The organism is Pseudomonas sp. DR 5-09 (assembly GCF_001655595.1).
GTDB classification, from domain to species: Bacteria; Pseudomonadota; Gammaproteobacteria; order Pseudomonadales; family Pseudomonadaceae; genus Aquipseudomonas; species Aquipseudomonas pharyngis.
Map to the genome: position 1 here is coordinate 1,097,966 of NZ_CP011566.1, position 25,884 is coordinate 1,123,849.

General features: G+C 61.0%; 21 protein-coding genes. 6 read left to right on the plus strand and 15 right to left on the minus strand.

The genetic code is table 11. The annotated features are described in order from the left end of the window. Nucleotides 1-4 precede the first annotated feature (4 nt). From PDR5_RS04840 to yaaA, 11 genes are all read right to left on the minus strand, one after another. On the minus strand, nt 5-1,177 hold the full coding sequence (locus PDR5_RS04840; RefSeq protein ID WP_064593526.1) for an alginate O-acetyltransferase: 1,173 nt from the start codon (nt 1,175-1,177) through the stop codon (nt 5-7). Nucleotides 1,178-1,187: 10 nt separating this feature from the next. Continuing rightward, nucleotides 1,188-2,753 (minus strand): MBOAT family O-acyltransferase, encoded by a 1,566-nt coding sequence (locus PDR5_RS04845; protein WP_064593528.1) that lies wholly within the window; start codon nt 2,751-2,753, stop codon nt 1,188-1,190. A gap of 362 nt (nt 2,754-3,115) precedes the next feature. Beyond that, complete coding sequence (locus tag PDR5_RS04850; RefSeq protein ID WP_064593530.1) at nt 3,116-4,240, minus strand: mannuronate-specific alginate lyase; 1,125 nt, start codon at nt 4,238-4,240, stop codon at nt 3,116-3,118. An 8-nt stretch (nt 4,241-4,248) separates the two neighbouring features. Further along, complete coding sequence (locus PDR5_RS04855; protein ID WP_039769449.1) at nt 4,249-5,700, minus strand: alginate O-acetyltransferase; 1,452 nt, start codon at nt 5,698-5,700, stop codon at nt 4,249-4,251. A gap of 10 nt (nt 5,701-5,710) precedes the next feature. Next, nucleotides 5,711-7,282, minus strand: a complete 1,572-nt coding sequence (algG, locus tag PDR5_RS04860; RefSeq protein ID WP_039769710.1) for a mannuronan 5-epimerase AlgG — start codon at nt 7,280-7,282, stop codon at nt 5,711-5,713. A 26-nt stretch (nt 7,283-7,308) separates the two neighbouring features. Then, a complete protein-coding gene (locus PDR5_RS04865; RefSeq protein ID WP_064593532.1) occupies nt 7,309-8,796 on the minus strand; it encodes an alginate export family protein in 1,488 nt (495 codons plus the stop codon). Then, on the minus strand, nt 8,793-10,295 hold the full coding sequence (gene algK, locus PDR5_RS04870) for an alginate biosynthesis TPR repeat lipoprotein AlgK (protein WP_172829469.1): 1,503 nt from the start codon (nt 10,293-10,295) through the stop codon (nt 8,793-8,795). Before algK ends, PDR5_RS04865 begins: the two co-directional genes overlap by 4 nt. A gap of 15 nt (nt 10,296-10,310) precedes the next feature. Further along, nucleotides 10,311-11,480, minus strand: a complete 1,170-nt coding sequence (locus tag PDR5_RS04875) for an alginate biosynthesis protein Alg44 (RefSeq protein WP_039769455.1) — start codon at nt 11,478-11,480, stop codon at nt 10,311-10,313. Nucleotides 11,481-11,515: 35 nt separating this feature from the next. Then, complete coding sequence (gene alg8 / locus PDR5_RS04880) at nt 11,516-12,997, minus strand: mannuronan synthase (protein ID WP_163974069.1); 1,482 nt, start codon at nt 12,995-12,997, stop codon at nt 11,516-11,518. Between the two features lie 83 nt (nt 12,998-13,080). After that, the gene (locus PDR5_RS04885) at nt 13,081-14,397 is read right to left on the minus strand and encodes a nucleotide sugar dehydrogenase (protein ID WP_064593534.1); all 1,317 of its coding nucleotides are present in this window, start codon (nt 14,395-14,397) and stop codon (nt 13,081-13,083) included. An 810-nt stretch (nt 14,398-15,207) separates the two neighbouring features. Beyond that, nucleotides 15,208-15,987, minus strand: a complete 780-nt coding sequence (gene yaaA, locus PDR5_RS04890; protein ID WP_064382456.1) for a peroxide stress protein YaaA — start codon at nt 15,985-15,987, stop codon at nt 15,208-15,210. A 138-nt stretch (nt 15,988-16,125) separates the two neighbouring features. On the opposite strand from yaaA, the gene PDR5_RS04895 reads away from it, so the two are divergent. The 6 genes from PDR5_RS04895 to PDR5_RS04920 all read left to right on the plus strand — a co-directional run bounded on the left by PDR5_RS04895 (nt 16,126) and on the right by PDR5_RS04920 (nt 21,318). Next, on the plus strand, nt 16,126-17,250 hold the full coding sequence (locus tag PDR5_RS04895; RefSeq protein ID WP_064593538.1) for a polysaccharide deacetylase family protein: 1,125 nt from the start codon (nt 16,126-16,128) through the stop codon (nt 17,248-17,250). Between the two features lie 349 nt (nt 17,251-17,599). Beyond that, nucleotides 17,600-18,994: a PhoH family protein gene (locus PDR5_RS04900; RefSeq protein ID WP_011332563.1), complete on the plus strand. Its 1,395-nt coding sequence runs from the start codon at nt 17,600-17,602 to the stop codon at nt 18,992-18,994. A 101-nt stretch (nt 18,995-19,095) separates the two neighbouring features. Beyond that, nucleotides 19,096-19,569 carry a cyclic pyranopterin monophosphate synthase MoaC gene (moaC, locus tag PDR5_RS04905; RefSeq protein ID WP_064382454.1) on the plus strand — a complete coding sequence of 158 codons (474 nt, stop codon included), beginning with the start codon at nt 19,096-19,098 and terminating at the stop codon, nt 19,567-19,569. Beyond that, on the plus strand, nt 19,566-19,808 hold the full coding sequence (moaD, locus tag PDR5_RS04910; RefSeq protein ID WP_064593540.1) for a molybdopterin converting factor subunit 1: 243 nt from the start codon (nt 19,566-19,568) through the stop codon (nt 19,806-19,808). Before moaC ends, moaD begins: the two co-directional genes overlap by 4 nt. Before the next feature lie 3 nt (nt 19,809-19,811). Beyond that, nucleotides 19,812-20,264: a molybdopterin synthase catalytic subunit MoaE gene (moaE, locus tag PDR5_RS04915; RefSeq protein WP_011332565.1), complete on the plus strand. Its 453-nt coding sequence runs from the start codon at nt 19,812-19,814 to the stop codon at nt 20,262-20,264. A gap of 277 nt (nt 20,265-20,541) precedes the next feature. Then, nucleotides 20,542-21,318 (plus strand): ABC transporter substrate-binding protein, encoded by a 777-nt coding sequence (locus tag PDR5_RS04920; RefSeq protein ID WP_064593542.1) that lies wholly within the window; start codon nt 20,542-20,544, stop codon nt 21,316-21,318. 107 nt (nt 21,319-21,425) lie between these two features. Here the strand turns inward: PDR5_RS04920 and PDR5_RS04925 are convergent, their stop codons facing one another. From PDR5_RS04925 to rhlB, 4 genes are all read right to left on the minus strand, one after another. Then, nucleotides 21,426-22,067, minus strand: coding sequence for a helix-turn-helix transcriptional regulator (locus tag PDR5_RS04925; RefSeq protein ID WP_064593544.1), 642 nt, complete (start codon nt 22,065-22,067; stop codon nt 21,426-21,428). 93 nt (nt 22,068-22,160) lie between these two features. Next, on the minus strand, nt 22,161-23,288 hold the full coding sequence (locus tag PDR5_RS04930) for an NAD(P)/FAD-dependent oxidoreductase (protein ID WP_064593547.1): 1,128 nt from the start codon (nt 23,286-23,288) through the stop codon (nt 22,161-22,163). Between the two features lie 14 nt (nt 23,289-23,302). Continuing rightward, on the minus strand, nt 23,303-24,247 hold the full coding sequence (locus PDR5_RS04935; protein WP_064600689.1) for an ornithine cyclodeaminase family protein: 945 nt from the start codon (nt 24,245-24,247) through the stop codon (nt 23,303-23,305). A 124-nt stretch (nt 24,248-24,371) separates the two neighbouring features. Further along, nucleotides 24,372-25,838 (minus strand): ATP-dependent RNA helicase RhlB, encoded by a 1,467-nt coding sequence (rhlB, locus tag PDR5_RS04940; protein WP_064593549.1) that lies wholly within the window; start codon nt 25,836-25,838, stop codon nt 24,372-24,374. Nucleotides 25,839-25,884: the final 46 nt, after the last annotated feature.

The window sequence follows — 25,884 nt, forward strand, 5'->3', positions numbered from 1 at the left end:
TCTTTCAGTTTTGCGCCCGATCGGGCGTCTCGGATTTAGTGTTGATGGCTACGTTTTGTTGGCGCGCACCGGCTTGTTTGAGCTCTGCGACCCACTGTGGGTCGGCGTCGCCGATTTCGTTGTTCACAGGCAGATATCGTTCAGGAAACTCCCAGATCAGCACCTGTGGCGGGCTGTTCTTGAAGTCATCGCTTTTCAGGTAGCTGAGCATCGGCAGGATCGGGCCGTGGCCGTCTTCGGCGTAATTGACCACGTCGCTGTGCAGCGCTTGCTTAAGCGCACCGACGAAGTTCCAGTTCGGGTTGGCGCTGTAGCTGGTGCCGATCAGGGCCACCGGCACTTCGCTGTTGGCGAACAGGGCGTCGTCCCCGGCAGGTTGTTCGACGGCCACGGTGTTGCGCTTTTGCAGCGGTTCCTTGGCCGGCATCAGGTTTTCGAACAGCGGATCCAGCGGCAGGAACAGACGCAGGTCGCCCTTGTGCGTGACCTTCTCCGCCGGGGTGGTGACGAAGCGCTGCGGCTCGCCGCTGAGCGGGAACTTGTCGGCGATGGTTTTGGCCAGGGTGTTGGCGGCGATTTCCGCGCCTTCCGGGGTCCAGTGGGTGTCGGTGCGCAGGAACACTTGCTGACCGTTCTGCTTGGCCGCTTGCAGCGGGCCGAGCAGGTCGGGGGCGAGGATCTTGTCCGCCGCGACACGGGCGTGGAAGTCCTGATAGAGGTTGGCGTGGATGCTTGCCGGTTTCACATCACCCAAGTGTTCCGGGTACAGGCGAGCCTTGGCCGGCACGATCGCCATCACCAGTTTCACGCCTTTCTCTTTCAGGGTCTGGCGCACGCCTTCGACCAGCGCGTAGTTGCCTTGCAGGTTCAGCTCTTCGTTGACGATCGGGTTGAATTCCTCATCGCTGTACAACCACTGATCGCGACCGAGCACCACGCCCGGACGACCTTCGTTGAACAGTTTGAAATCCAGCGCGGCCCAAAGATTGGTGCCCAGGCGCTTGATCGGGAACTCATCGTCGTAGTGGGTTTCCACGGCTTTGGTCCAGCGGCCGTTGAGCACCGTCGCATCGGCGTTGGTGCTGAAGCCGAAGAAGCTGCGCACCGACCACAGACCGAGCACCAGCAGGGTCACCAGAAACAGCGCGATGTAGAAGATGCGTAATGAGCGGGTCATGTCAGATCCCTCAGAACTGGAAGTAAAGGAACGGCGAGAAGCTTTGCGCCGAGAGTTTGAGAATCGAGGCGATGAACAGCAGCAGGATCAACCCGCGCATCACGTAGCGCGACCAGTCCGCGGTCCAGTAGGCCGGTTGCACCTGGGCCTCGACGCCGACGGTGTAGCCAGGCTCGTGGATGCTCGCCGGGTTTTCGCCCGGAGCGGCCTTGATCATTCCCGGAGTCGCCGTGGCCGGGCCATTGGCCTCGACGTTGACCTCAGGTTTGGTCTTGGCCGGCGGCTGGTTGGTGTACAGATCGCGCAGGCCGAAGAACGCCAGGGTCACGTAAGCCACCACCAGGGTCGCCACTTGCAGGCCGGTGAGGCTGGCCTGGTTGAGTTCCGACAGCGACCAGTCGCCGAAGCTGAACATCGCGCCGTACATGCGGCCGGCAACGTGCAGGTTCTCGGCGCGGAAGATCACCCAGCCCATGACCACCAGCAGGAACGTCAGCGCCCAGCGGATCGGATTGAGGCTGCGCGGTGCGGTGTTGAGGCCGAGCATTTTTTCGATCGCCAGCCACATGCCGTGCCACGCACCCCAGACGATGTAGGTGATGTTCGCGCCGTGCCACAGACCACCGAGCAGCATGGTCAGGAACAGGTTGCGATAGGTCATCAGCGTGCCTTTGCGGTTGCCGCCGAGGGTGATGTAGAGGTAGTCACGCAGCCAGGTCGACAGGCTGATGTGCCAGCGGCGCCAGAACTCGGTGATCGACTGGCTGATGTACGGCTGCTTGAAGTTTTCCATGAAGCGGAAACCCATCATCAAGCCCAGGCCGATGGCCATGTCGCTGTAGCCGGAGAAGTCGAAATACAGTTGCGCGGTGTAGGCCAGCGCGCCGAGCCAGGCATCGCCCGTGGTCGGGTTTTGCAGGGCGAAGCAATGGTCGGCCACCACGGCGAGGGTGTCGGCGATGAACACCTTCTTGATGAAACCCTGCATGAACCGCGTGCAGCCCTCGGAGAACTTGTCGAGGGTGTGGGTGCGGTTGTTGAACTGGTCGGCCAGGTCACGGAAACGCAGCACGGGACCGGCAATCAGGTGCGGGAAGATCGCCACGAACGCCGCGAAGTCGATCAGGTTGCGGGTGGCCGGGGTGTCGCCGCGGTAGACGTCGATGATGTAGCTGATCGACTCGAAGATGTAGAACGAGATACCGATCGGCAGCAGCACGTGGGTCAGGATGAACGGCTCAAGGCCCATCGAGGTCATGATCGCGTTGATGCTGTCGACGCCGAAGTTGGCGTACTTGAAGTAGCCGAGGATGCACAGGTCCACCGCCACGCCGAGCAACAGCCAGCGCTGGGCCGGTTTGGTGCGCACGCCGGCGGCGCCGACTTTCAGGCCGATCCAGTAGTTCCACAGGGTGACGCCGGCGAACAGCGCCAGGAAGTCCACCCGCCACCACGCGTAGAACACGTAGCTGGCGATCAGCAGCAGCAGGTTGCGATAGCGTTGCCCGCTCAGGTAGTACAAGCCGAGAAAGATCGGCAAGAACAGAAACAGGAACACGTTGGATGAAAATACCATCCCGATCTCTCCATGTTTGAACCAACAGTCAAGGGCCAAAGCCCCCCCAAACCCCCCGTGGTGTTGGAGGGGTGAAACGGTGTTTCTTCGAAGGTTGTGGGTGGCCTTGCGACCGTAGCCCTCACCCCCCGCCCTCTCCCGGAGGGAGAGGGAGCCTGATCTCGGTTGTTGCCAAAATTGAGATCGGCTCGGTCTTTCCTATTGCAGCCAATGGCCCCTTGTTTCGATCGCTTTCAAAACCTGAGAACCACTCGGTAGCTCAGGTCGGCGGATCTCTCAAAAGCACCTCGGTAGTCCCCTCTCCCTCCGGGCGGTCCGACGTTTCGGGAGGGCTAGGGTGAGGGGCTTTTGCCTTTCGCTTTTCACGATCCCTTGTTGCCCTTTTCATGGGACGGGTCGTAGACCTTGGTCAGGTCGCCGCCGAGGCGGAAGGTCTTGAACGGCTGCATGCCGTGTTTTTTCTCGATCACATCCGGCGGGCAGGTGTAGAGGGTGCAGAACGGTTCGAGCCAGGCGAATTTCATGTCCTCTTTCAAATCGGTCATGTCCTGCTCTTTGCCGTTCTTCTTCTCGAACTGATCCGGGTCTTTCACCCCGGCCAGTACCCGATCACCCAGGCGTTTCAGCGCGCCGTTGTTTTCCTGACGCAGATCCACACCGTTGACCTGGGCGAAACTGGCGATCATCGCCAGTGGCGGCAGGGCGTAGTTGTGATAGGCGAGGGCGCGTTGCTGGCGCTTGAGTTCGTTCGGCAGGAAACCGTCGGCATCGACTTGATTGACGCCGACCTTGTATTCCTTGACTGCCCAATCGAACAGGTCGCGGCGGTTGGTCGCGACCGCTGTCGCCATCACCGACCACGCGGCCCAGTACGAGTGGTTGTTGGTTTTTTCCAGCGGCAGGTTGTCCCAGTCGCTGACCACCTGATCAGCCATTTTGCTGAACCAGGCTTCGATCACCTGGGCTTCCTGCTGGTGCTGGGCCAGGGGATGGGAGTCGGAGAACTTCAGGCGAATGTACGAAGACGCCATGCTGCCCAGCGCCCATTTGCGCATCGACTTGCCGGTGTGGTTGAAGTCCTTGGACATCAACGCATCGGCCTTGGCCCACGCGGTGAGCCAGTTGAGTGTGCAATCGAGCTGTTCCGGGCGACCGTCGCGCATGAACTGCATCACCCGCTTGGCGGTGCCGCGCTCCAGGGTGGTGATGTCTTTGGTGGTGTCGCGGAAGGCCTTTTCCGACTGCACGTTCAGCGTCGCGCGAGCCTTGTCCGAGCCTTCGTACTTGCTGCGAAATTGCAGCGGGCCGGTGTAGGGCGTCGGCATCGCATCGCAGCCTTCGCTCTTGTCGCCGGTCTTGAATTTATCCACAGGCGCAAAATAGCCCTGTGGCGGACGCAGTGGTGCGGCGGCCTGCGCGGTACCGGCGAAGATCGCCAGCCCGAGCAGTGTCGGCGCCAAAAGAGTTTTCAGTTTCGGATTTCGCATAGCAGACCTCATTGCCCGACCTGAGCGGTTTGTTGCCCAGCGCCCGGGAATACGTTGCGTTTGCAGATTTTCGCTTCGACTTTCTGTGGCGCGGTGCCCGCTTCCGGACCCTGGACTTCGACTGCCAGCAGGTTTTGCGAGGCCCAGTCTTCGTCCGTGCGCAACTCAAAGGCGAAACGACCGTCGGTATCGGAGGTTTCCGGTTTCTCGATCTTGATGTCCTCGTGGCGACCGTTCATGTACCAGAGGGTGGCTTGCAGGGTTTTCACCGAGGTGTCGGCGAAGCGGATGTCGACCTGATGGCTGCTGTTCTGCAGGTTCAGGTTCTTGCTGTTGACCAGCAGTTCTTGTTTGCCGCCCGGCTTGAGCGTGGTGCTGGCGGACATTTGCGCCTCTTTGCCTTCGCAGCCGTTGTCGAGCAGCGCCATCATCTGGCGATAGATGGTTTCCTGGTCGAGGCGGTACAGCGGCGAGAATTCCCAGATGAGGATTTTCGGCGGCGTCTTCTGGAATTCGTCGCTGCCCAGGTACTGCAACATCGAACCTTCCAGACCGCCGCCGGGGAAGGCGACGTTGAGAATGTCGGCGCCGATGGCTTCTTCAAGGAAACCGGCGAAGTTGTAGTTCTTGCCGCTGTGCGAAGTACCCACGAGGGTGATTTGCGGATTGCCGGAGTCACCGAACAGATCGCCGTCACCCGCTTCGCCTTTCGGCTCGGTGGTGAACTGGTCCATGTACTGGATCGCGTAACTGGTGCCGCACAGTTGCCCGGCCATGTTGTGCAGGGTGCCGGTCTTGCCCATGCGCCCGGAGCGTTTGGTTTCGAATTCACGCTTGGGAATGTCGGCGAAGGCCGGAATCTGCTTGACCTTCTCGGCGACGATTTTCGCCGTGCGCTGGGCGCCGTATGGCGTCCAGTGCTGGTCACCGCGAAAGTAGAAATCGTGGGCGGGCAGGGTCTCCGGCAGCGACTCGTTGGTCAGTGGCGACAGGTCCGGCACCACGTAACCCATCTTCGCGAAACGGCCGAGCATGGTCTTGTAGTTGCCCAGTGCTTTCTCGTAATCGAACGCGGCTTTTTCTGCCGGGTTGAGTTTGTTGCGGTTCACCAGGCCACGGGTCGGCTGGTAGACGATCACCAGTTCGACGCCTTTGGCCTTGAACGCATCGTGCAGCTGTTGCAGGCGTTTGTAACCGGCCGGGGTGGTGTTGAACTCGGTGCGCAGGTCTTCCTGGGTCCGGAACAACCAGTCGCCCTGCGCTTGCACCAGAGTGGTGAAGTTCTGCTGATAGCGCGTGGTGTAGTTCTTCGCGTCGTGGGCGGCCGGGCACAGGCTGCAGCACGGTTCGGCGGTGAACGTCGGCGCTTTCACTTCGTCCGCGCGGGCGCCGTTGCTGGCCGCCAGGATGCCCACGGTCAGGGCCGACAGGCTGAGTAATTTGATCAGGTGTGGGTGCATAAAATTATCCTCAGTCCTGCAATTCGGTCTGGCGTTCGACAGGGTCGATCAGCACGGCTTTCTGCTGGCGCACCAGCAGGTCGAGAATTTCATCCTGGCGCTCGCCGAGGATGCCGTTGAAGCTGATGCCGCTGGATTTGGTCGGCGCCAGCATCGACACGCGATACAGCTCGACACTCAGGGGCGAATCGATCGACAGCGGGCCGCTGCCGTTAGCCGCCAGTTCACCGCCGACCACGATCAACGAGACCTGGGCGTCGAACGGGTCGAGCTTGATGTCACGGTCGGTGTCGGTCAGGTCCTTGATGTGCCCGTAGACGCCGGTCAGGCCGTTGGCCATGGCGACGTTTTCGTAGAGGCGGATGTTCACGCTGTTACGAATGCGGATGCCGTGGCGCTTGTTGCTGATGACCTTGTTGCCCCACAGCAGGTTGTCGGCGGACTCGTAGAGGGTGATGCCGTCGGTGTGGTTCTTGTAGATCTCGTTGTAGGCGATCAGGTTGTTCACGCTGTTACGGTCGATCACCAGCCCCGAGAGGTGGTTGTCGTAGCTTTTGTTGTTGAAGATGAAGCTGTCGTTCACTTCACGGGAAATGATGATCCCGTGCTTCTTCTTCGTGCCGTACACCGTGTTCTCGGCAATGATCAGACCGTGGGAACGGTCGTGCGGGTCGATGCCGTAGACGATGTTGTCCTTGTAGGTGTTGCCCTTGACCACGAAGTCGCGGGTCTCGTAGCAGTAGAAGCCGTACCACATGTCCGAGAACTCGGAGCCGACGATCCAGCCGGTCGGCTCGGGACGTTTGAGCACCTTGGCCATGTTCGGCGTGTACTGGGAAATACTCACGCCGTAGGACTTACTGTTGGCGTAGCCGAAGCTGGCCATCTTGCTGTTGACGATGTAGGTCTCGGTGCCGCCCCAGGCCAGCAGGAACGGGCGGAATTCCTTCGGCGAACGGAAGGTCGCCGGGCCGTTTTCCTTCTCGCGCCAGCCGGTGACCCTGGTGTCACGCACGAACAGCTGACCGTCGTTGACCAGGAACGAACCGGCCTCCTGGGACAGGCGCAATTCCTGGGTCTGGCCGTCGATCTCGAGGATGCCTTTGCGGCCGACCACGATCGGCAACTTGGCCAGGTAGACGCCCGGCGAGGTTTCGCTGAAGTACTGCTTGGGCAGTTTCTGCGCCAGCTCTTTCAGGTTCATGTAGCCGTCGTCGACGAAGATCGCCTGCGGGATGCCGTGCTGACGCACCACCCATTCGGCCATCTTGTTGTCGCCGCCGATGAAGTCCTTCAGGGCGTCTTCCTGCATCATCCGGCGCACGCTGATCTTGCCCGGTTTGCTGCGCACGATTTTCGCGGCGGCGGCTTCGGCGGTGTAGCCGGAGAGGTCGGGCAATTTCGGCTTGGCCAGTTCCAGCGCTTCGGTCGGCGCGCTGCTGACGGTGTAGGTCTTGGCCTGTTGCAGCTCCTTGGCGGTGGTCGCGGGTTTGGCCGGTTCCACACTGGCGAAGGCGCCGGCCGAGGCCAGCAGCATCGCGCCGGCCAGCAGGCTGAGTGAGCCTTTGCGGGCACTGTTCATGTCGGGCACTCCCTTGGCGGTCAGCATCAGAAGCGCCAGATCACGTCGATGAACGCGCGGTGCATGTACGAATCGACCTGGCTGCCATAGGCATCACCCGGCTTGAACACGCCGCCACGCAAACGCACCAGCGCCGACGGTTCGTCGATCGACTGGCTCAACGCCGCCGGCAGCAAGCCTTGCTTGAAGTACTTGGTGACCACCAGATCCATTTCCTGGCCCAGATCCTTGTTGCCGTCCTGCAGTGGCAGGGAAGTGCTGGAAAGGATCGCGCCGGTGACGTCGTCGGTGTTGTTCTCCACGGCGTTGATGCCGTTGCTGCCCACCGGCTTGTTGCCGTCCACACGCCAGAACTTGTGGTAGATCAGGCTGGCGTCGTACTGGTCGTTGAGCATCCACGAACCGAACAGGGTGGCGGTCTGCATGTTGTTCATTTCGCCACGGAAGGCCTCGCCGAAACGGTGAACCCGCGAGCGAGTACCGGTGTAGTTCGAGCGGTTGCTTTCCAGGCCGTTCTGTTCGTAATCGGCGCTGGCACGGGCATACGCCGCACCGACCTGCCATTGCGGATCGAGGCGCAGACGCACACCGATGTCGGTCGCCCAGCCGTCGACGTTGTCGCTGCGCTTGGCCTGGGCCGGGCGGGTGCCGTCGGCGTTGAGGGCGTTGACCGTGTCGCGGTCGCCGCTCATGCCGGTGATGCTGCCCCAGTAGTTGACGGTGTTGGTGTTGCGCCAGTTGTAGGCGTCGCTGTCTGCGGTCAGGCCGAGCCAGCTGATGTCGCCGTTTTCTTTCTTGTCCAGCGAATCGCCGGCCACGCCTGGCTCCGGATAGTCGAGCTTGCCGTCGTCGTGGGTGTGGTGACCGCGAATCCCGACCCAGTTGCCCGGTGTCCACTGGTAAGCGGCGTCGGCGTAGGCGTGCAGGCGATCCTTGTCTTTGGGTGCCAGCTCTTTCAAGTCGGTGCGGTATTCGCTGAAGCGTTCGGCGACACCGGCGTTGGCGCGCAGCAGGGTGGTGTCGAAGGTCCAGTTCAGGGCTTCGATGTTGGTGTCGCGCCACTGGCCGTCGTCATTGCGCAGGCGCTGGCGACCGAACTTGAGGATCTCGCCGGGGTAGGGCGTCAGGCCGCTGTAGCCGACCCAGAATTCGCGCATCGCCAGGTAGTTTTTCTTGGTCTTGCGGTCGCCGTTGTCGGTGGTCTGGGTGCCCTCGCTGTCGGACTGCTGCAGGGTGTCGGTCTCGATGATGTCGGTCGAGGTCACGGCCTGGCCCATGGCATAGGCGCTCCACGCGCCGCTTTCGCCGTAGACCCACGGGCGCAGGTCGAGGCCGACGCCGTTGACGTCGCCGCCGCTGGCGGTACCGAGGTCGCGGTCGTCTTCGGACTGGCCGGTGATTTTCACTTCGAGGCCGAAGTTCTTCGATTCAGTCATCGCGGCCAGGGTCGGACAAGACCAGATCAGCGCGAACGTGAGGCCAATGCCGGCCTTCACAAAGGGATTCAATTTCATGGTTTTTCCTCGCCGTCTTCTTCTTGCAGGGCGTGCAGTTGCAGCGTGTTCTGGCTCAGGGCGCCACGGGTCGCCTGTTCCTGTTGCAGCAGGCGCTGGGCTTCGGCCAGGCGCTCGGGCGGCAGTTGGGCGGCGAGGGTGGTCGCCAGCTCATCGGCTTGGGGAGTGTTTTGGGCTTTGGCCAACTGGCTGAACACGTAGGCGTTGAGCGGGTCGGGCTTGGTGCCCTTGCCTTGGGAAAACAGTTGGGCGATGGCGAAGTCGGCGCTGTTCTGGCCGTTGCGCGCAGCGGTCAGCAGATGGTCGAGGGCCTTCTGCGGATAGACCTTGCCCAGGTAGCCACGGCGGTAGATCTGGCCGAGGTAGTAATCGGCGGCGACTTCGCGGCCGACGGCTTTCTGGAAATGTTCCTCGGCGACTTTGGCGTCGGCCGGGACCAGTTTGCCTTCGTAGTAGAGCTTGCCCAGCAGCAGTTCGGCGCGCGGCTGGTCGGCGGCGCGGCCGTTGTCCAGGTACTTCATCATCTGGTCGACGTCGCCCAGTTCCGGGAAGTCGTAGAGCAGTTGCGCGAGGGTGACCCACGACGCCGGGTAACCCGGCGCGATCGGATCGAGCAGCGACTGCGCGGTTTTTTCGTCGGTCTTGCCCAGGGTCGAATCGGCCAGCACACGGGCCACGGAGTCCACCCGCTGAGCACTGACGGTGCCGCGGCTGTAACCGGCCTGCAGTTGTTTGATCAGCTCGGCCTGTTGCTCCGGCGCGCCACGTTTCTGATAGACCGTGGCCAGCTCGACGTAGCAGATGTCGGTGGTGTTGAGCGCGGCCTTGCAGATTTTTTCCACGTCTTCCAGATGCTGGTCGTACGTGCCCTGGGAGCGATACAGCAGCACCTGGGCGAGACCGGCTTCCGGGTAACCGGATTTGCGCCATTGATCGATCTGCTGTTGAGCGTTGATGTTCGGGAAGCTGTGCGGGTATTGCAGGTACAACATCGCGAGCGGGATCAGCGTGTTGCCTTCGCCACTGGCGGCGGCCTTTTTCAGCAGGCTTTCGGCTTCCTGATGTTCGGCTTCGGTGGAGCCGGGCTTGGCCACCAGCAAACGACCGAGTCGGGCCTGGGCACGCGGCGAAACACTGGCGGCGGCGCGGTAGGTGGCTTCGGCCTGTTTCATTTGTTCCGGATCGCGGCTGTCGACCTGGATGTCGGCGAGGCCCACCTGGGCTTCGCTGTACCCCAGGTCGGCCAGCGCACGGTAGTTCTGCGCGGCGGTCGCGGTGTCACCGCGCTTGAGCGCTTCGTTGGCCAGACGCTGGTCGGGCAGGCCGGCGCAACCGGCCAGACTCACTGCCAGCGCAATTGCGCACAACGCATAACCAGTGTGGGAGCCAGCCTGCTGGCGATTCAGGCGACTCGGTACATCAGATACACCGCGCCGATCCCATCGCGAGCAGGCTCGCTCCCACAGGGTCGGCGGTGTGTTCAAGACAGGAGTAGTCACAGGCATGTCCTCGACTTAAAGACCGGCAGCCATGGCTTTGTCGATCAGCCAGTTCAGGTTCGGACCACGGTCGCTGTTGACTTCCACCGGACGGCCGGCGAAGCGGCTGTCCAGCGGCTCGTCAGGCTGGATCTGCACACGGATGTCGGAGGACAGGTCGGCACTTTTCAGGCTGGTGCTGCTGACGATCTTGCCGGTGCGGGTCTTGTCTTCGCCGGCGATCTGGAAGCTCACCGGGGTGCCCGGACGCACGTCGCCGAACTGGCGATAGGAGAAGCGCGCATCGACGGTGGCCTGGGTGTTGCGCGGCACCAGCTGGAAGATCACGTCGCCCTTGCTCGCGTATTGACCGTCGGCCACCAGTTGCTGGGCCACGGTGCAATCGCACGGCGAGGTCAGGGTGCCGGTCATCTGTTTGCCGAACAGTTCTTCAACCTTGGCCGGGGACAGTTGATCTTCTTCCAGGTGACCTTTGAGTACGTCGAGCATGCTGGTGCTGAACGTCGCCAGCGGTGCGCCCTTGGCGGCGACGCCGTCGGACTTCACCAGGCTCTGCACGGTGCCGTCGCGCGGCATGGTGATGTTCATCCCCGGCACGCTGACCAGACCGGCCTGCGCATGGCTGACGAAGTACATGCTGTACACCGATTTGAAAATGAAACCCGCCGCCACCAGCCCGACCGCGAAGATACCGGCGCTGAACGTCACCGCTTTCAGACGCCCGAACGGGGTCATGCCGGAGTCGCCGTCCTTGACCTTGCGGGCCTTGGTGAAGTTGTCGCGCTGCAGGGTTGCCAGCACTTCGCCGATGCTGACGATGTCGCCGGCCAGGTGCGAAGTGATCAGGTGGCGCAGGGTGGAAATGTCCTGCGGCTCGAGGTTCTGGAACTGGCAGCCAGCACGACCCGTCTGGCGGTCGTAGGAGCGCACTTGCAGTTCAACGTCCATGGCCAGGCCGAGGTTGTCGATGACGAACTGCAGACGCGCCTTGTACACCTCGCCGACGGTCAGCGGCAGTTGTCCGGCGTTGAACGCCAGACCACCGGCGGACAGGTCGAGGACCCGCGCTTCAACCGGAGTCCGGTCGGGGCCGAAGAAGCGCAGCTTGGCCGGGATTTTCACACGGGCGTGCTGACGCTGGGCTTCGGATTCATGCACTACGTTGGCGTTGACGGCGGTATTCATGGGGGCGATTTCCTTGTTAATTCAATAGGGGCAGGTCAGACCATCATCAGCAGCACGGCGACGAAAATGCTGCCGGCGGAGAAGGTCATGGTCCGAGACGACCAGGTGTTGAACCAACGTTGAAAGCTGGCGAGATCACGGGTCAGGGAAGTGGGTTGGCGAGTCCAGGATTGTTGGTCGAGGCGGAAGAACACGTAGATCTTCACCAGCGCACCGACGATCTGGTTGTAATAGAGAATTGCCGGGTAAGCCGGGCCGATCCGGTGGCCGGAGCAGGACAGCAGCAGCGTCAGAATCAGACGGGTGATGCCGATCCACAGCAGGTAAACCAGGATGAACGCGGTGCCGTACTTGAAGCTGGCGATGATTGCCACGGTCAGGCCGAGCAGCGAAGTCCACATCGATACGCGCTGGTCGAACAGCACCACCGAGGTGAAGGCGCCGAGGCGTTTTACACCCAGGCCCAGCGCTCGGGAGTTCTGGCGCAGGTTGTTGCCGTACCAACGGAACATCAGTTTGCGGCTGGCCTTGATGAAGCTCTTTTCCGGCGGGTGTTCAACGGTATTGATCGCCGCATCCGGCACGTAGAAGGTGTCGTAGCCCAGACGCATCAGGCTGAACCAGCTCGACTTGTCGTCGCCGGTCAGGAATTTGAAACGGCCCAGGCGCCAGTGTTGCAGCGAGTCGCTTTCAACGTCGGCGATGAATTCCGGGTTGGTGACCACGGTGGCGCGAAACACCGACATGCGCCCGGTCATGGTCAGCACGCGTTTGGACAGGGCCATCGAGCACATGTTGATGTGGCGCTGGGCGAAACGCAGCTTGTGCCATTCGCTCATGATGTACCCGCCGCGCACTTCGCAGAACTCGTTGGTGGTCAGGCCGCCGACGTTGCCGAACATCTGGAACCACGGCACGGTTTTGCGCACGACGCCTTCGCCGAGCACGGTGTCGCCATCGATCACGGCCACCACGGCACGGTCGTCCGGCAGGTGACGGGAAATCGCGCGGAAACCATAGGCCAGGCCATCGCGTTTGCCGGTGCCGGGAATGCGTACGAAGTCGAGTTTCACGCGGTCTGGCGGATTCATCCGCGCCCACAGTGCCTTGACCAGCAGCTCATCGGACATTTCGACGATGGAGCAGACCACGGTGGTCGGCAGTTCGCAGTCGATGGCTTCGCGGATCACCGAGCTGTAAACCTGCGCGGTGGTCAACGCGTCGATGCGGAAACTGGTGACCATCAGAAACACATGGGACGGGTCCGCCGCCTTACCCAGCTTGCGAACCTTGCGGCGCAGGTGCGGGTAGACGATGTAGAGAAAAATCATGCCGCGCACAAAGTGCGTGGCACCCATCGAGTAGCGCCAGATACCTACGGCGCCAATCAGGAAAATGAAGTCCTTCGACTCGGAGTCGAATGTGGACGTGGGCAGCATCAGGGCCAGGCCCATCAGCAGGCTCAGAAACAAAAGCCAGCCGGCGGATTGCAGAAAAAAATGTTTGAGCTTGGACATGACCGTCATCCGAAGGTGATGGGGGCTTCAAGCCGCTCGCCGATTCACGGCGTGCGGCCTGAAGCTCGAGGCTTGCTGCTGCGTTACCAGCAGATCCCTTCGGTGCGGCTACCGGCGCTGGTGGCCTTGGACATGAAGCCCACCAGGTCGATCACCTGCTTGCCCTGCGGCGCTTCTTCGGCGAGGGCGCGGAACTTCTCGTCGCGGTTGCCGAGGATGATCACGTCGGAGTTGTCGATCACCGAATCGAAGTCCGAATTGAGCAGGGACGATACGTGCGGGATCTTCGACTCGATGTAGTCCTTGTTCGCGCCGTGGACACGGGCGTACTGGACGTTGCTGTCGTAGATGCTCAGGTCGTAGCCCTTGCCGATCAGCATCTCGGCCAGTTCCACCAGCGGACTTTCGCGCAGGTCGTCGGTGCCGGCCTTGAAGCTCAGGCCCAGCAGGGCGACTTTGCGTTTGTCGTGGCTTTCAACGATGTCAAAGGCGTTCTGCACTTGCGATTCGTTGCTGCGCATCAGCGAGTTGAGCAGCGGCGCTTCGACGTCCAGGGAGCCGGCGCGGTAGGTCAGGGCGCGCACATCTTTCGGCAGGCACGAACCGCCGAAGGCAAAGCCCGGGCGCATGTAGTACTGCGACAGGTTGAGGGTCTTGTCCTGGCAGACCACTTCCATCACTTCGCGACCATCGACGCCCACCGCTTTGGCGATGTTGCCGATCTCGTTGGCGAAGGTCACTTTGGTGGCGTGCCAGACGTTGCAGGTGTACTTGATCATCTCGGCGACGGCGATGTCCTTGCGGATGATCGGTGCGTCGAGTTCTTCGTACAGCGATTGCAGAACGTCACCCGAAGCCTTGTCGAACTCGCCGATGACGGTCATCGGTGGCAGGTCGTAGTCGGCGATTGCGGTGGATTCACGCAGGAACTCAGGGTTGACCGCCACGCCGAAATCGACGCCGGCCTTCTTGCCGGAGCAGTCTTCGAGAATCGGGATGACAACGTTTGCCACGGTGCCCGGCAATACGGTGCTGCGCACCACGATGGTGTGGCGGGTGGACTTTTCACGCAGGACAAAACCGATCTCGCGGCATACCGCTTCGATGTAGTTCAGTTCCAGGTCGCCGTTCTTCTTGCTCGGCGTGCCGACGCAGATCATCGACAGGTCAGTGTCGCGAATCGCCTCGGCGAAGTTGGTCGTGCCGCGCAGACGACCGGTCTGGATACCTTGTGCCAGCAACTCACCCAGGCCCGGTTCAACAATGGGAGATTTGCCAGCGTTGATCATGTCGATCTTGTCTTTGGCAACATCGACGCCAACCACGTCATGGCCCCGTGCAGACAGGCAACCGGCACATACTGCGCCAACGTAACCCAAACCAAATATGCTGATGCGCATCGCAATTACCTCTGTATATATCAGGCCTTAGAGGGCCGGAGTTAATGGTGTTCAGCGTTCATTAGTGCACTCGAAAGTGCGGCATACAGGCGCCACAATGCCGTGTGCAGGCATACTAAGTTTCGAGTGTCTAAATAAGTGCACTCAAGATGTGCGTAACCAGGCCTTGTTGTTATGACGTGCCCTGTTATGCAGCCGATCTTCTTTGGAGAAGACTCTTGTGCAATCGTCTTGCGCGCTCGATGTCAGGATTAAAGTCCCGTAAATCAAGCGGTTGGGTGCTCAGGTGAGCACGTTTATAAGGGCGCGGCCATGGCCTTTGTAGGGGATATTAATGGTGCGTATCTCCTGTCCATCGTCTGCTTTGAGACTAGTTAGTCATCTAGGCAAGTTGCTGTGACAACTTGGTTACATGGCTATCTGCTCCGCGTAAGTTATCTCGTACAAACTCGGCGAGAATCGTTACCGGTGGTATGAGCTATGCATTCGGACGAAGTTCCTGTCCGCTCATCGCGAAATCTGAAATTTCTTGAAATATTGTCAGAGATGGCACCAGTATCAATTTGATAGCAGTTTCGTTTTCGACCTTTAATAACAGGCGAAAAATCACGTTAGATAGTTTTGTGCCACTACGGTGAAAAAATTTAGGTGCCACTACTGAAAAAAATGATCAGTGTCGAGTGAAACTAATCTTAGAAAAGACAGGGAGGTTTTTCTGGCGCCAGTAAAATGGCGAAATGTGGCGAGGGATTTTTGACATCGTGCGAGCTGCACGACTCTTCATATAAAGAGTCGTGCATTAGGCATGCTTTATTCGGGGGCGTGATCGCGTAGAAACACCAGATTATCCGGTTTCGATTGCTCGGCGCTGTAGCGATAACCCTGCACATCGAACTGTTTGAGCAGGGCCGGATCGTTGATTTTTTCCTGGATAACGAAACGGCTCATCAGGCCTCGGGCCTTTTTCGCGTAGAAGCTGATGATCTTGTACTGGCCGTTCTTCAGGTCCTTGAACTCGGTGTTGATGATCCGCGCATTCAGGGCTGTGCGTTTCACCGCCGAAAAGTATTCGTTGGACGCGAGGTTGAGCAGCACGTCGTCGCCCTGATCGGCCAGTGCTTCGTTCAGCCATTCGCTGATGCGCGTGCCCCAGAAGGCGTACAGGTCCTTGCCTCGGGCGTTGGCCAGTTTGGTGCCCATTTCCAGGCGATACGGCTGCATCAGGTCGAGCGGGCGCAGCAGGCCGTAGAGGCCGGAAAGCATGCGCAGGTGCTGTTGCGCGTAGTCGAAATCGGCTTCGCTGAACGACTGGGCGTCGAGACCGGTGTAGACGTCACCCTTGAACGCGAGCAGCGCCTGCTTGGCGTTTTCCGGCGTGAACGCTGGTGTCCAGCTGCCGAAGCGCGCGGCGTTGAGGCCGCCGATCTTGTCGGACACGTGCATCAGTTCGCTGATCTGCGCCGGGCTCAGTTCGCGCAGTTGCTGGATCAGTTCCTGGGAATGGTCGAGGTATTGCGGCTGAGTGAAGCGCTGGGTCGCCGGCGGTGTTTCGTAATCGAGTGTCTTGGCGGGGGAAATCACCATCAGCATGAAGTCGTCTCCTTTAATCGTGGGGGCGATTCTAGGGGGTTGGGACGGATCACTCCAGCTATCAGGTCCATAGGTGATCGGCGGTTTGCCAGCCGGATCGGCTATAGTGCGGCGCGGGTTTTGTTATGGAGACACCCTTTGCGCATTGTTCTTTTCTTCACCGCGTGGCTGTTGAGCGTCGGTGCCGTTGCGGCGCCGGGCGATATCGCGACGCTGGATCGCAGCACCTGGCCGGAAAAGCTCGACAACCCGACGCTGTTCGATGTCGCCTCGCGGGCGGAAATCCTGATGTTCGCCCGGGGCCTGCTCGGTACCGAAGCGCTGGACGAGGCGGCGCTGGCCCAGCGCCTGGGGCTGCGCACAGTCAATCTGGAGGCGATCAACAGCCTGCGCGAGCGGCTGTGGCAGCGTCTGCTCGCCAACTACAACTTCGCCCAGCAAAGCTGCGATCAGGATGCCTCGTTCTGCTTCCTCGTCGAAGACCTGCCGACCCTGCGCGAGCAGGCCGCCAAATTCGTGGTCAGCGACGAAAGCTATTACACCAAATGGGCCGAGCCGAGCCGGATTTTCCACCTGCAATATCTCGATGAACTGATGCGCAAGGCGGCGCTGTCGCCGCAGACCAGCAGCGAAATCGATCATTTCGGAGACTACGAGCGTAACGGCGACGACATGCACGATCGCCTGTTTCTGCTGACTTTCGACAGCGCCGCCAACCTGCAACCGGACAAAACTGACTGGCTCACCGAGTACCTGCGCAAGTCGAACCTGAGCGGCACCTTCTTCATGTTGGGCAAGGATGTTCAGGCGCGATTGGCCGACCGTTCCGTCAGCAGCCTGCAAGCGGCGTTTTCGCAGCAGTGCGTCGGCGTGCAGGGCTGGGAATTCAGGTCCCACAGCCACTGGCAGGACTGGCAGGATTCGGTGCGGCGCAGTGCCGATCTGGTCCGCAACAAGCTGCCGGAAAACTACGTGCCGCTGTTCCGTCCACCGGAAGGCCAACGTCGCAGCGATGCCCGGGGGTTCTTCAACAGTCAGGGTCTGCAAGTGGTGCTGTGGGACATCGATGCCCAGGACGGCGCCGGCAAGCTCAAGGGCAGCCAGAGTGCGCAACGGGTCCTGACCCTGATGCTGTTGTGGCGGCACGGGGTGATCAATTTCAACATGAAGCAGGATGCAGTGAAGACTGCGTTGCCATGGCTGATCACGCAAACCGCGCAAAGCGGCATCGGCTGGGAAGACTGTCAGGACGCGTTTCGCTGAAAAACGGCAAGAGCCCGGAAACATTGGGCTTGGGGTGAATTTTTTGCAGAATTCGATGCAGGCGGACTTCCGACTCTAACGGGGGCAGGGCAGTCCGCCAAGGGCTTTTCGTCACTTTGCAAAATAAACTTCAAAAAAGCGTCAAAGTGCTTTTTTCTGTCACGGGTTTTGGAGTATTACGAAGTCAGACCGCCGAAACCTGCAACACAGGTGGCGTCTTCCAAGACCCATTTTGTGTGCGGTTCACCTGCTATCCCGACAAAAGCTGTGCAGGTGGATTCGGCAGTCACTTCGAGGCGCAGCACCGCCGAGGTATTGCGTCGAATGGCTCCCACAAAGGTGACCGAGTATGGATGATCACGGACGTAGCCCTTCCTCCAACCAGCCAATCCTTTATGTACTCGATACCAACGTACTGATTCACGATCCGAACGCCCTGCTGAATTTCGAAGAACACCACGTCGCGATCCCGATGACCGTGCTTGAAGAGCTGGACAAGCTCAAGAGCGGGCATCACAGCGTGGCCGCCGAATGCCGTCAGGCGATCCGGCTGATCGACAAGACCCTGGGCGATGCCTCACCCGATGACGTCGAACAGGGCGTGCCGATTCAGCGCGGCAAGGGCGGTCCGAAGGGCTTGCTGTCGATTCTGATGAGCAAGCAGGCCGAATCGAACCTGATTCTGCCCGAGCATCTGAACGACAACAAAATCATCAACCAGCTGATCGACCTGCACACCCGCGAACCGAGCAAACCGGTGGTGCTGGTCACCAAAGACATCAACATGCGCCTCAAGGCGCGCGCCTGCGGGATCGACGCCGAGGACTACAGCACCGACCAACTGGTCGACGACGTGTCCCTGCTGCCCAACGGCTATCACAACATGACCGGCTCTTTCTGGGACCGCGTGAGCAAGGTCGAAACCCGTCAGGACCACGGCCGCACCTGGCATCAGGTACAGCTGATCGACAACCTGCCTGCCGTGCACATCAACGAGTTCATCATCGATGAGCAGGGCTTCGTCGGCTGGATCAAGGAGATCGAAGAGGACAAGCTGCTGATCCTCGACCTGCACCAGGAACCGCTGCTGCACCAGGAAGCCTGGGGCCTCAAGCCACGGGACATCTATCAGAGCCTGGCGCTGTACGCGCTGCTGGATCCGGACATACACCTGGTCAACCTGTCCGGCGCCGCCGGTTCGGGTAAAACCATTCTGGCGCTGGCCGCGGCGATCGAGCAGACCATGGTCAGCAAGCGTTATCGCCGCATCATCGCCACCCGCAGCGTGCAGGGCCTGGACCAGGAAATCGGCTTCCTGCCCGGCACCGAAGCGGAAAAAATGGAGCCTTGGCTCGGCGCCATCACCGACAATCTCGAAGCCTTGCACATGGATGACGAAAACACCCATGGCAGCGTCGACTACATCCTCAGCAAAGTGCCGTTGCAGTTCAAATCGCTCAACTACATTCGCGGTCGCAGCTTCCAGCAGAGCCTGATCCTGATCGACGAATGCCAGAACCTCACGCCGCACCAGATGAAAACCATCATCACCCGGGCCGGCGCCGGTTCCAAAGTAGTGTGCCTGGGCAACCTGGCACAGATCGACACCCCTTACCTGTCCGCGACCAGCTCCGGGCTGACCTACCTGACCGAACGCTTCAAGGATTTCCCCAACGGTGTGCACATCACCCTGCAAGGGGTGCCTCGCTCGATCCTGGCCGAATACGCCGAATCGCATCTGTAACCGTCAAACCGAACCGGGCGACTGCAAAGTCGCCCGGTTTTTTATGTGCGCAATTCTGACCCCCAGGTTTACAATCGACGCTCCTGATCAGGAGTAATCCCGTGCTGACTCATCTCGATTCCCAAGGTCGCGCCAACATGGTCGACGTCACCGAAAAAGCCGTGACGTTCCGTGAGGCGACGGCCCAAGCGCTGGTGCGCATGCTGCCCGATACCCTGCAGATGATTGTCAGCGGCGGCCATCCCAAGGGCGACGTGTTCGCCGTGGCGCGCATTGCCGGCATTCAGGCGGCGAAGAAAACCAGTGATCTGATTCCCCTGTGCCATCCGTTGATGCTGACCGGCGTCAAGGTGGAACTCAGCGCCGAAGGCGATGACACGGTACGCATCGTGGCTCGCTGCAAACTGTCCGGGCAGACCGGCGTCGAGATGGAAGCACTGACCGCCGCCAGCGTCGCCGCGCTGACGATCTACGACATGTGCAAGGCCGTGGACCGTGGCATGACCATCGAAAGCGTGCGTCTGCTGGAGAAGGTCGGCGGCAAGAGCGGGCATTTCCAGGCGGAGCAGCCATGAACCTGACCGTGAAGTTTTTTGCCCGTTACCGCGAGGCGCTGGGCGTGGATTCGGTGGAGGTCGAGGGTGATTTCGCCACCGTCGATGACGTTCGTGCGTTGCTGGCGCAGCGAGAGGGCGCCGAGGTGCTGAGCGAACAGAACCTGATGTGTGCGCGCAACGAAGACCTCTGCCAGCTCGACGAGCCGGTGGTGGACGGCGACGAAGTGGCGTTTTTCCCCACCGTGACCGGAGGCTGAGCCATGGGGATTCGGGTGCAATCCGAACCGTTCGATCCGGGTGCCGAAGTCAACGCGATGCACGCGGCCAACGTCGGCGTCGGCGCGGTGGTGAGTTTTGTCGGCTACGTGCGCGACTTCAACGATGGTCTCGATGTTGCCGGAATGTTCCTCGAACACTATCCGGGCATGACCGAAAAGGCCCTCGGCAAGATTGCCTTGGAGGCCGAGCAGCGTTGGCCGTTGTTGAAGCTGGAAGTGCTGCACCGCATCGGCGCGCTGGAACCGGGCGAGCCGATCGTGTTTGTCGCCGCCGCCAGCGCCCACCGCCAGGCGGCGTTCGACGCCTGCGCCTTCGTCATGGATTACCTGAAAACCCGCGCACCGTTCTGGAAGAAAGAGAACACCAGCGACGGCCCGCGCTGGGTCGAGGGTCGCGACAGCGATCATGCGGCGGCGGATCGCTGGAAGCAGTAATCCCACAGCGCCCTTCAGTAGTCATCGCCAGCAGGCTGGCTCCCACTTTGGCATGCGTTCCCCTGTGGGAGCGAGCCTGCTCGCGATGGCGCCATCTGCTACACCGCTACTCCACATGTTTCGTCCCGACCACCGGCCGAATGCAATCCCGCTTGCCTGATTGACGGCTTGTACGTAAAAGTCCAGTATGGATTTACAAGTACAAAAAAGGTTTTTCCCCCTTTTCAGCTTTTTCTTCTGTCTTGCCAAACCAACAACAACCCGCGAGAGAACGAACATGAAGAAATTCCCCCTCATCACCGGTCTGGCATTGAGCCTGTTGGCGTGCAGCAGTGCGTTCGCCGCCGAGAAAACCCTGCGCATCGGTATCGAAGTGGCGTATCCGCCCTTCGCCTCGAAAACCGACAAGGGTGAAATCGTCGGTTTCGACTACGACATCGGCAATGCCCTGTGCGCGCAGATGCAGGTCAAGTGCGTGTGGGTCGAGGGCGAGTTCGACGGTCTGATTCCTTCCCTGAAAGTGAAGAAAATCGACATGGCGCTGTCGTCCATGACCATCAACGAAGACCGCAAGAAGTCGGTGGACTTCACCCACAAGTACTATTTCACCTCGTCGCGGCTGGTGATGAAGGAAGGCGCGAGCGTCGATGACCAGTACGCCAGCCTCAAAGGCAAGACCGTCGGCGTGCAGCGTGCAACCACCACCGACCGTTACGCCACCGAGGTGTTCGAGCCCAAGGGCATCAACGTCAAACGCTATGGCAACAACGAAGAAATCTACATGGACCTGGCGGCCGGGCGTCTCGACGCAATCTTCGCCGACACCATCCCGCTGAACGACTTCCTGTCGATGCCGCGCGGCAAGGGTTACGCCTTTGTCGGGCCTGAGCTGAAGGATCCGAAGTACGTGGGCGAGGGCGCGGGGATTGCGGTGCGCAAGGGCAACACCGAGCTGGTCAGCCAGTTGAATACCGCCATCGACGGCATTCGCGCCAGTGGCGAGTATCAGAAGATTTCCGAGAAGTACTTCAAGTCCGATATCTACGGCGACTGAAGGTCCGCCATCGCTGGCAAGCCAGCTCCCACAGAGATTTTCGATATACACAAAACCTGTGGGAGCTGGCTTGCCAGCGATGAGGCCTTAACATTCACCGCAAATCTTCAGCCCTTCAATTCCTTCAAATGCTTGTACACCGTCGCCCGCCCCATGTTCAGCACATTGGCCACATAGTTCGAGGCGCTCTTGCCCTTGAATGCCCCTTCGGCGTGCAGCGCCAGCACCAGTTCGCGTTTGTGATCGCGGGTCAGCAGGTTCAGGCTCAGTTGCCGTTCCCGTAGCCAGGCGTGCAGGAAGGTGTTGATCCGCTCCTGCCAGTCATCGCGAAACAGCGAGTCCGGTTGCGGGATCAGTTTGCTCGGCGAGAGGAACAGGTCCAGCGCAGCCTTGGCGTTCTCGAACAGCGAAATATTCAGGTTGATGCACAGCACCGCCAGCGGATGCCCTTCGCTGTCGCGCAGCACGGTACTCAGGCTGCGAATTTTCTGGCCGTCCCAGTTGAGCTTTTCGTACGGGCCGATGTTCCGTTCGCTGACGTCTTCGCTGAGCATGTCTTCCAGCGACGACTCATCGCCGATCACCCGTTTCGACAGATTGTTGGCGATATAGTCGACCTTCTGCGTGCGCAGGTCGTGCAACACCACTTCGGCGTGGGGAAAGAACAGCGTGGCAATGGCGTCGGCGATGGCGTGGTAGTTATCCAGCGCGGCGTCATGCAGCTCGGGCGTGTGTTCGGGGGCGGTCATAACTGTGGAGCTCCAGGCAACGTCAACGCCCCCGTGATCCGGGGGCGTTGCGAGTGTGCCGCAATCCGTCGGGCGCGTCATCCGGGCGGACGGTCAGGCCAGGCGGGCAGGCGCGAGCATGGCGGCGGTCAGGCCGAATTGCTGAAGGTGTTCGGGTAACGATTCACCACGCACCAGCGCCGCACTGGCCTGGCCCATCGCCGGCGAAGTCTGGATGCCGTAACCGCCCTGGGCCGCGACCCAGAACAGCCCCGGCACCTGCGGATCGAACCCGGACAGCAAATCGCCGTCAGCGACGAAACTGCGCAGGCCGGCCCAGGTGCGGGTCGGACGGCGGATGGTCAGGGTCGTCGCTTCCTCGATCTGGTAAATGCCCATGGCAATGTCCAGTTCTTCGGGCTGTACGTCGTGGGGTTCGACCGGGTCGGCGTTGGCCGGCGAGCCGAGGAACATGCCGGCGTCGGGCTTCATATAGAAGGATTCGTCGAGGCTGACCAGCATCGGCCAATGGTGGGTGTCGACGCCCTCGGGGCCGGCGAAAATGAACGCGGCCCGGCGTTTCGGTTGCAGGCCCAGCGGCCGGGCACCGGCCAGGGCAGCGATCTTGTCGGCCCAGGCGCCGGCGGCGTTGATCACGACGGGAGCGCTGAAGGTCTGGCCGTTGGTCTGGACTTGCCAGATGCCGTCGGCATCGCGGCTCAGGCCGAGCACTTCGCAATCGGTCTGCACCTGGCCGTTGTTGCGGCGGATACCGCGCAGATAGCCCTGATGCAGGGCGTCGGTGTCGATGTCGCTGGCGGTCGGGTCGTAGATCGCGCCATGGACTTTCTCCCGGCGCAGGATCGGCAGCCGCGCGCAGGCTTCATCCGCGCTGAGCAACTGCATCTGCGGCACCGTGGCCTTGGCGCTGAGGTATTGATTGTTCAGCTCGGCGGCGTCGCCGGTGAAATCCACGGTCATTTCGCCGCGCGGGGTCAGCAGCGGGTGCTCGCAGAAACCGCTGGGCGGATGGTCGAAGAATTCGCGGCTGGCCTGGGTCAGCGCCCGGACCTGTGGCGTGCCGTACGCGGCGGTAAACAATGCGGCCGAGCGCCCGGTGGAGTGATAGGCCGGGTGCGACTCGCGCTCCAGCACCACGACCTTGCCGTGCTGCGACAGCCAGAAACCGGTGGAAGCGCCGGCAATCCCGCCGCCGATGATGATGAAATCTGCATGACTCATGAAAATCTCCGGTGTCAGCGCTGCAATTGATAGACGGCGTTGGCCAGGGCGATGTCTTCCAGGCCCAGACCGATGGAGCGGAAAAACACGTGACGGTGGTAATCGGGACGCTGCACTTTTTCGCTGAGCAGATCCGCCAGGTCACCGAGGATCGCGCTGGTGTCCCAGCCATGTTGTTCGCTGGCGATCAGCATCTCGCCGGCCGAGCCCGGGGTGGTCAGACGATAGTCACAGAACACCTGCATGTCGTTGAGGCTCTGTGGCGGCACTTCGTGGGCGCGCGGTGCGTTTGTGCTGATCGAGGTGATCAGCGCCGGTTTGCTCAAGGTTGCCGGGTCAATCACCGGGCCTGCGGACGAAGTGCAGAGCATGATCACGTCGGCCCCGGCGATGGCGGTTTCGCGGCTGTCGGCGATGCTCACCCGTGGATCGAGGGCCTGCAGTTGGCGGGCGGTTACCGGGTCTTCGCTTAAGGTGGGCGAGTACACACTGATGCTCTGCCAGTCGCGCAAGGTTTTGACGTAATGCAGATGCGCCTGGGCGACCTTGCCACTGCCGATGATTGCCAGTCGCGCTGCCTTCGACGGGGCGAGGGCATCGACCGCCACGGCCGTGGTCGCAGCGGTACGGGCAGTGGTCAGTTCGCCGGCATCGCAGAGCAGCAGCGGTTGGCCGGTGTGCATCGACATCAGCAATGTCCACGCCGTCACCAGCGGGCCTTGTTCGCGAACGATGTACGGCGAGGTCTTGACTCCGTACACGCCGTCTTCCGCCAGCACGCCGAGATAGTTGATGAAGTCCCCGGCCCCCCGGGGGAATTCCACCAGTTGCTGCGCCGGTTGCACCGCATGCCCGGCCGCCAGGTCGCGGAACAGCTTGCGCAGGATCTGCGGCACATCGATCCGGGCCAGCAGCTCGCGGGCCTGGGTTTGGTCGATCACGTAAGGCGTACTGGACATGTCGGACTCCGGATGCAGTTTGTAAACTAATTTGTCCATTATGGACTTTTGGTTTTATTGAACAATATCCGGGCGAAAAAAAAGCGCAGTCCGTTGCCGGCTGCGCTTCGCTTTATAGCGTCGCTTACTGTGGACGCTTGCGCTCAACCGCCCGCAATAGATGCGTCGGCGGTGTTTCACAGCTGATCTTGCGACCGAGTTTTTCTTCGATGGACGGCAACTGATAGGAGTCGTCTTCACCGGCGAAGCTGATCGACACACCGTCGGCGCCAGCGCGACCGGTACGGCCGATGCGGTGCACGTAGTCGTCCGGGACTTCCGGCAGGGTGAAGTTGATCACGTGGCTGATGCCGTCGATGTGGATGCCGCGACCGGCCACGTCGGTGGCAACCAGTACCCGGATCTTGCCTTCGCGGAAGCCTTCGAGCGTCTTGATCCGCTTGTGCTGCGGCACGTCGCCGGACAGTTGCGCGGCGTTGATTCCGTCACGCACCAGGCGTTCTTCGATGCGGCGCACTTCGTCCTTGCGGTTGGCGAACACGATGACCCGCTCCCAGCCGTTGTCGTTGACCAGGTTGAACAGCAGTTTGTATTTGTCGGCACCGGCCACCGCGTAGATGTGCTGCTCGACGTTCTCGTTGGCCACATTGGTGACTTCGATTTCGACGATCGCAGGATCGGTGGTCCACTGCTTGGCGAGGTTCATCACGTCATCGGTGAAGGTCGCGGAGAACAGCAGAGTCTGGCGTTCGCTTTTCGGCGGGGTCTGGCGAATGATCTGCCGGACCTGCGGGATGAAGCCCATGTCGAGCATGCGGTCGGCTTCGTCCAGCACCATCACTTCGACCATGTCCAGATGCACGTCACCGCGCTGGTTGAAGTCAAGCAGGCGGCCCGGGGTCGCGACAAGGATGTCGCAATGGCGCGCTTCGAGGTGCTTGAGCTGCTTGTCGAAGTCCATGCCACCGACGAACGTCATGACGTTGAGGCCGGTGTACTTGGTCAGGTCGGCGGCGTCCTTGGCGATCTGCACCACCAGCTCGCGGGTCGGCGCGATGATCAGCGCCCGTGGCTCGCCCATGTAGCGCTCTTTCGGCGGCGGGGTCTGCAACAGCTGGGTGATGATCGAGATCAGGAACGCGGCGGTCTTGCCGGTGCCGGTCTGGGCGCGGCCGATGGCGTCTTTGCCGGCGAGGGTATAACCCAGCACCTGGGCCTGGATCGGTGTGCAATACGGGAAACCCAGGTCGTGGATGGCGTGCATCAGTTCCGGGGCGAGCTTGAAATCGTGGAAGCGGGTCTTGCCTTCCTGCGGCTCGACGACGAAGTCTTCGAGTTTCCAGGGAATCACCGGCGCCTTGGGCTTGGGTTCGCGACGTGGTTTGGCCGGTTTCGGTGTTTCGCTGCGGGCCGGCTCGGTAGCGGGCGCGGCAGCTGGAGCGGGTTTCGGTTCGCGTTTGGGCGTCTGGCGGTCGGCCTGGCTGGCATCGTTGCGATGACCGGGGGCGTGCGACGGCGCAGTGGGGACTGGCGCGAGCTGCTCAGCCTCGCTTTTACCGAACATTTTCTTGAGTGCTTTGAGCACGGTCATCTCATCAATTGGTTAAGGAATGTACGCCGGCCAGTGTAATGCAAGA

Coding starts and splice junctions, on each gene's coding strand:
- PDR5_RS04840 (WP_064593526.1), bottom strand. CDS start 1,177: ATGACCCGCTCATTACGCATCTTCTACATCGCGCTGTTTCTGGTGACC.
- PDR5_RS04845 (WP_064593528.1), bottom strand. CDS start 2,753: ATGGTATTTTCATCCAACGTGTTCCTGTTTCTGTTCTTGCCGATCTTT.
- PDR5_RS04850 (WP_064593530.1), bottom strand. CDS start 4,240: ATGCGAAATCCGAAACTGAAAACTCTTTTGGCGCCGACACTGCTCGGG.
- PDR5_RS04855 (WP_039769449.1), bottom strand. CDS start 5,700: ATGCACCCACACCTGATCAAATTACTCAGCCTGTCGGCCCTGACCGTG.
- algG (WP_039769710.1), bottom strand. CDS start 7,282: ATGAACAGTGCCCGCAAAGGCTCACTCAGCCTGCTGGCCGGCGCGATG.
- PDR5_RS04865 (WP_064593532.1), bottom strand. CDS start 8,796: ATGAAATTGAATCCCTTTGTGAAGGCCGGCATTGGCCTCACGTTCGCG.
- PDR5_RS04875 (WP_039769455.1), bottom strand. CDS start 11,480: ATGAATACCGCCGTCAACGCCAACGTAGTGCATGAATCCGAAGCCCAG.
- alg8 (WP_163974069.1), bottom strand. CDS start 12,997: ATGTCCAAGCTCAAACATTTTTTTCTGCAATCCGCCGGCTGGCTTTTG.
- PDR5_RS04885 (WP_064593534.1), bottom strand. CDS start 14,397: ATGCGCATCAGCATATTTGGTTTGGGTTACGTTGGCGCAGTATGTGCC.
- yaaA (WP_064382456.1), bottom strand. CDS start 15,987: ATGCTGATGGTGATTTCCCCCGCCAAGACACTCGATTACGAAACACCG.
- PDR5_RS04900 (WP_011332563.1), top strand. CDS start 17,600: ATGGATGATCACGGACGTAGCCCTTCCTCCAACCAGCCAATCCTTTAT.
- moaD (WP_064593540.1), top strand. CDS start 19,566: ATGAACCTGACCGTGAAGTTTTTTGCCCGTTACCGCGAGGCGCTGGGC.
- moaE (WP_011332565.1), top strand. CDS start 19,812: ATGGGGATTCGGGTGCAATCCGAACCGTTCGATCCGGGTGCCGAAGTC.
- PDR5_RS04920 (WP_064593542.1), top strand. CDS start 20,542: ATGAAGAAATTCCCCCTCATCACCGGTCTGGCATTGAGCCTGTTGGCG.
- PDR5_RS04925 (WP_064593544.1), bottom strand. CDS start 22,067: ATGACCGCCCCCGAACACACGCCCGAGCTGCATGACGCCGCGCTGGAT.
- PDR5_RS04930 (WP_064593547.1), bottom strand. CDS start 23,288: ATGAGTCATGCAGATTTCATCATCATCGGCGGCGGGATTGCCGGCGCT.
- PDR5_RS04935 (WP_064600689.1), bottom strand. CDS start 24,247: ATGTCCAGTACGCCTTACGTGATCGACCAAACCCAGGCCCGCGAGCTG.
- rhlB (WP_064593549.1), bottom strand. CDS start 25,838: ATGACCGTGCTCAAAGCACTCAAGAAAATGTTCGGTAAAAGCGAGGCT.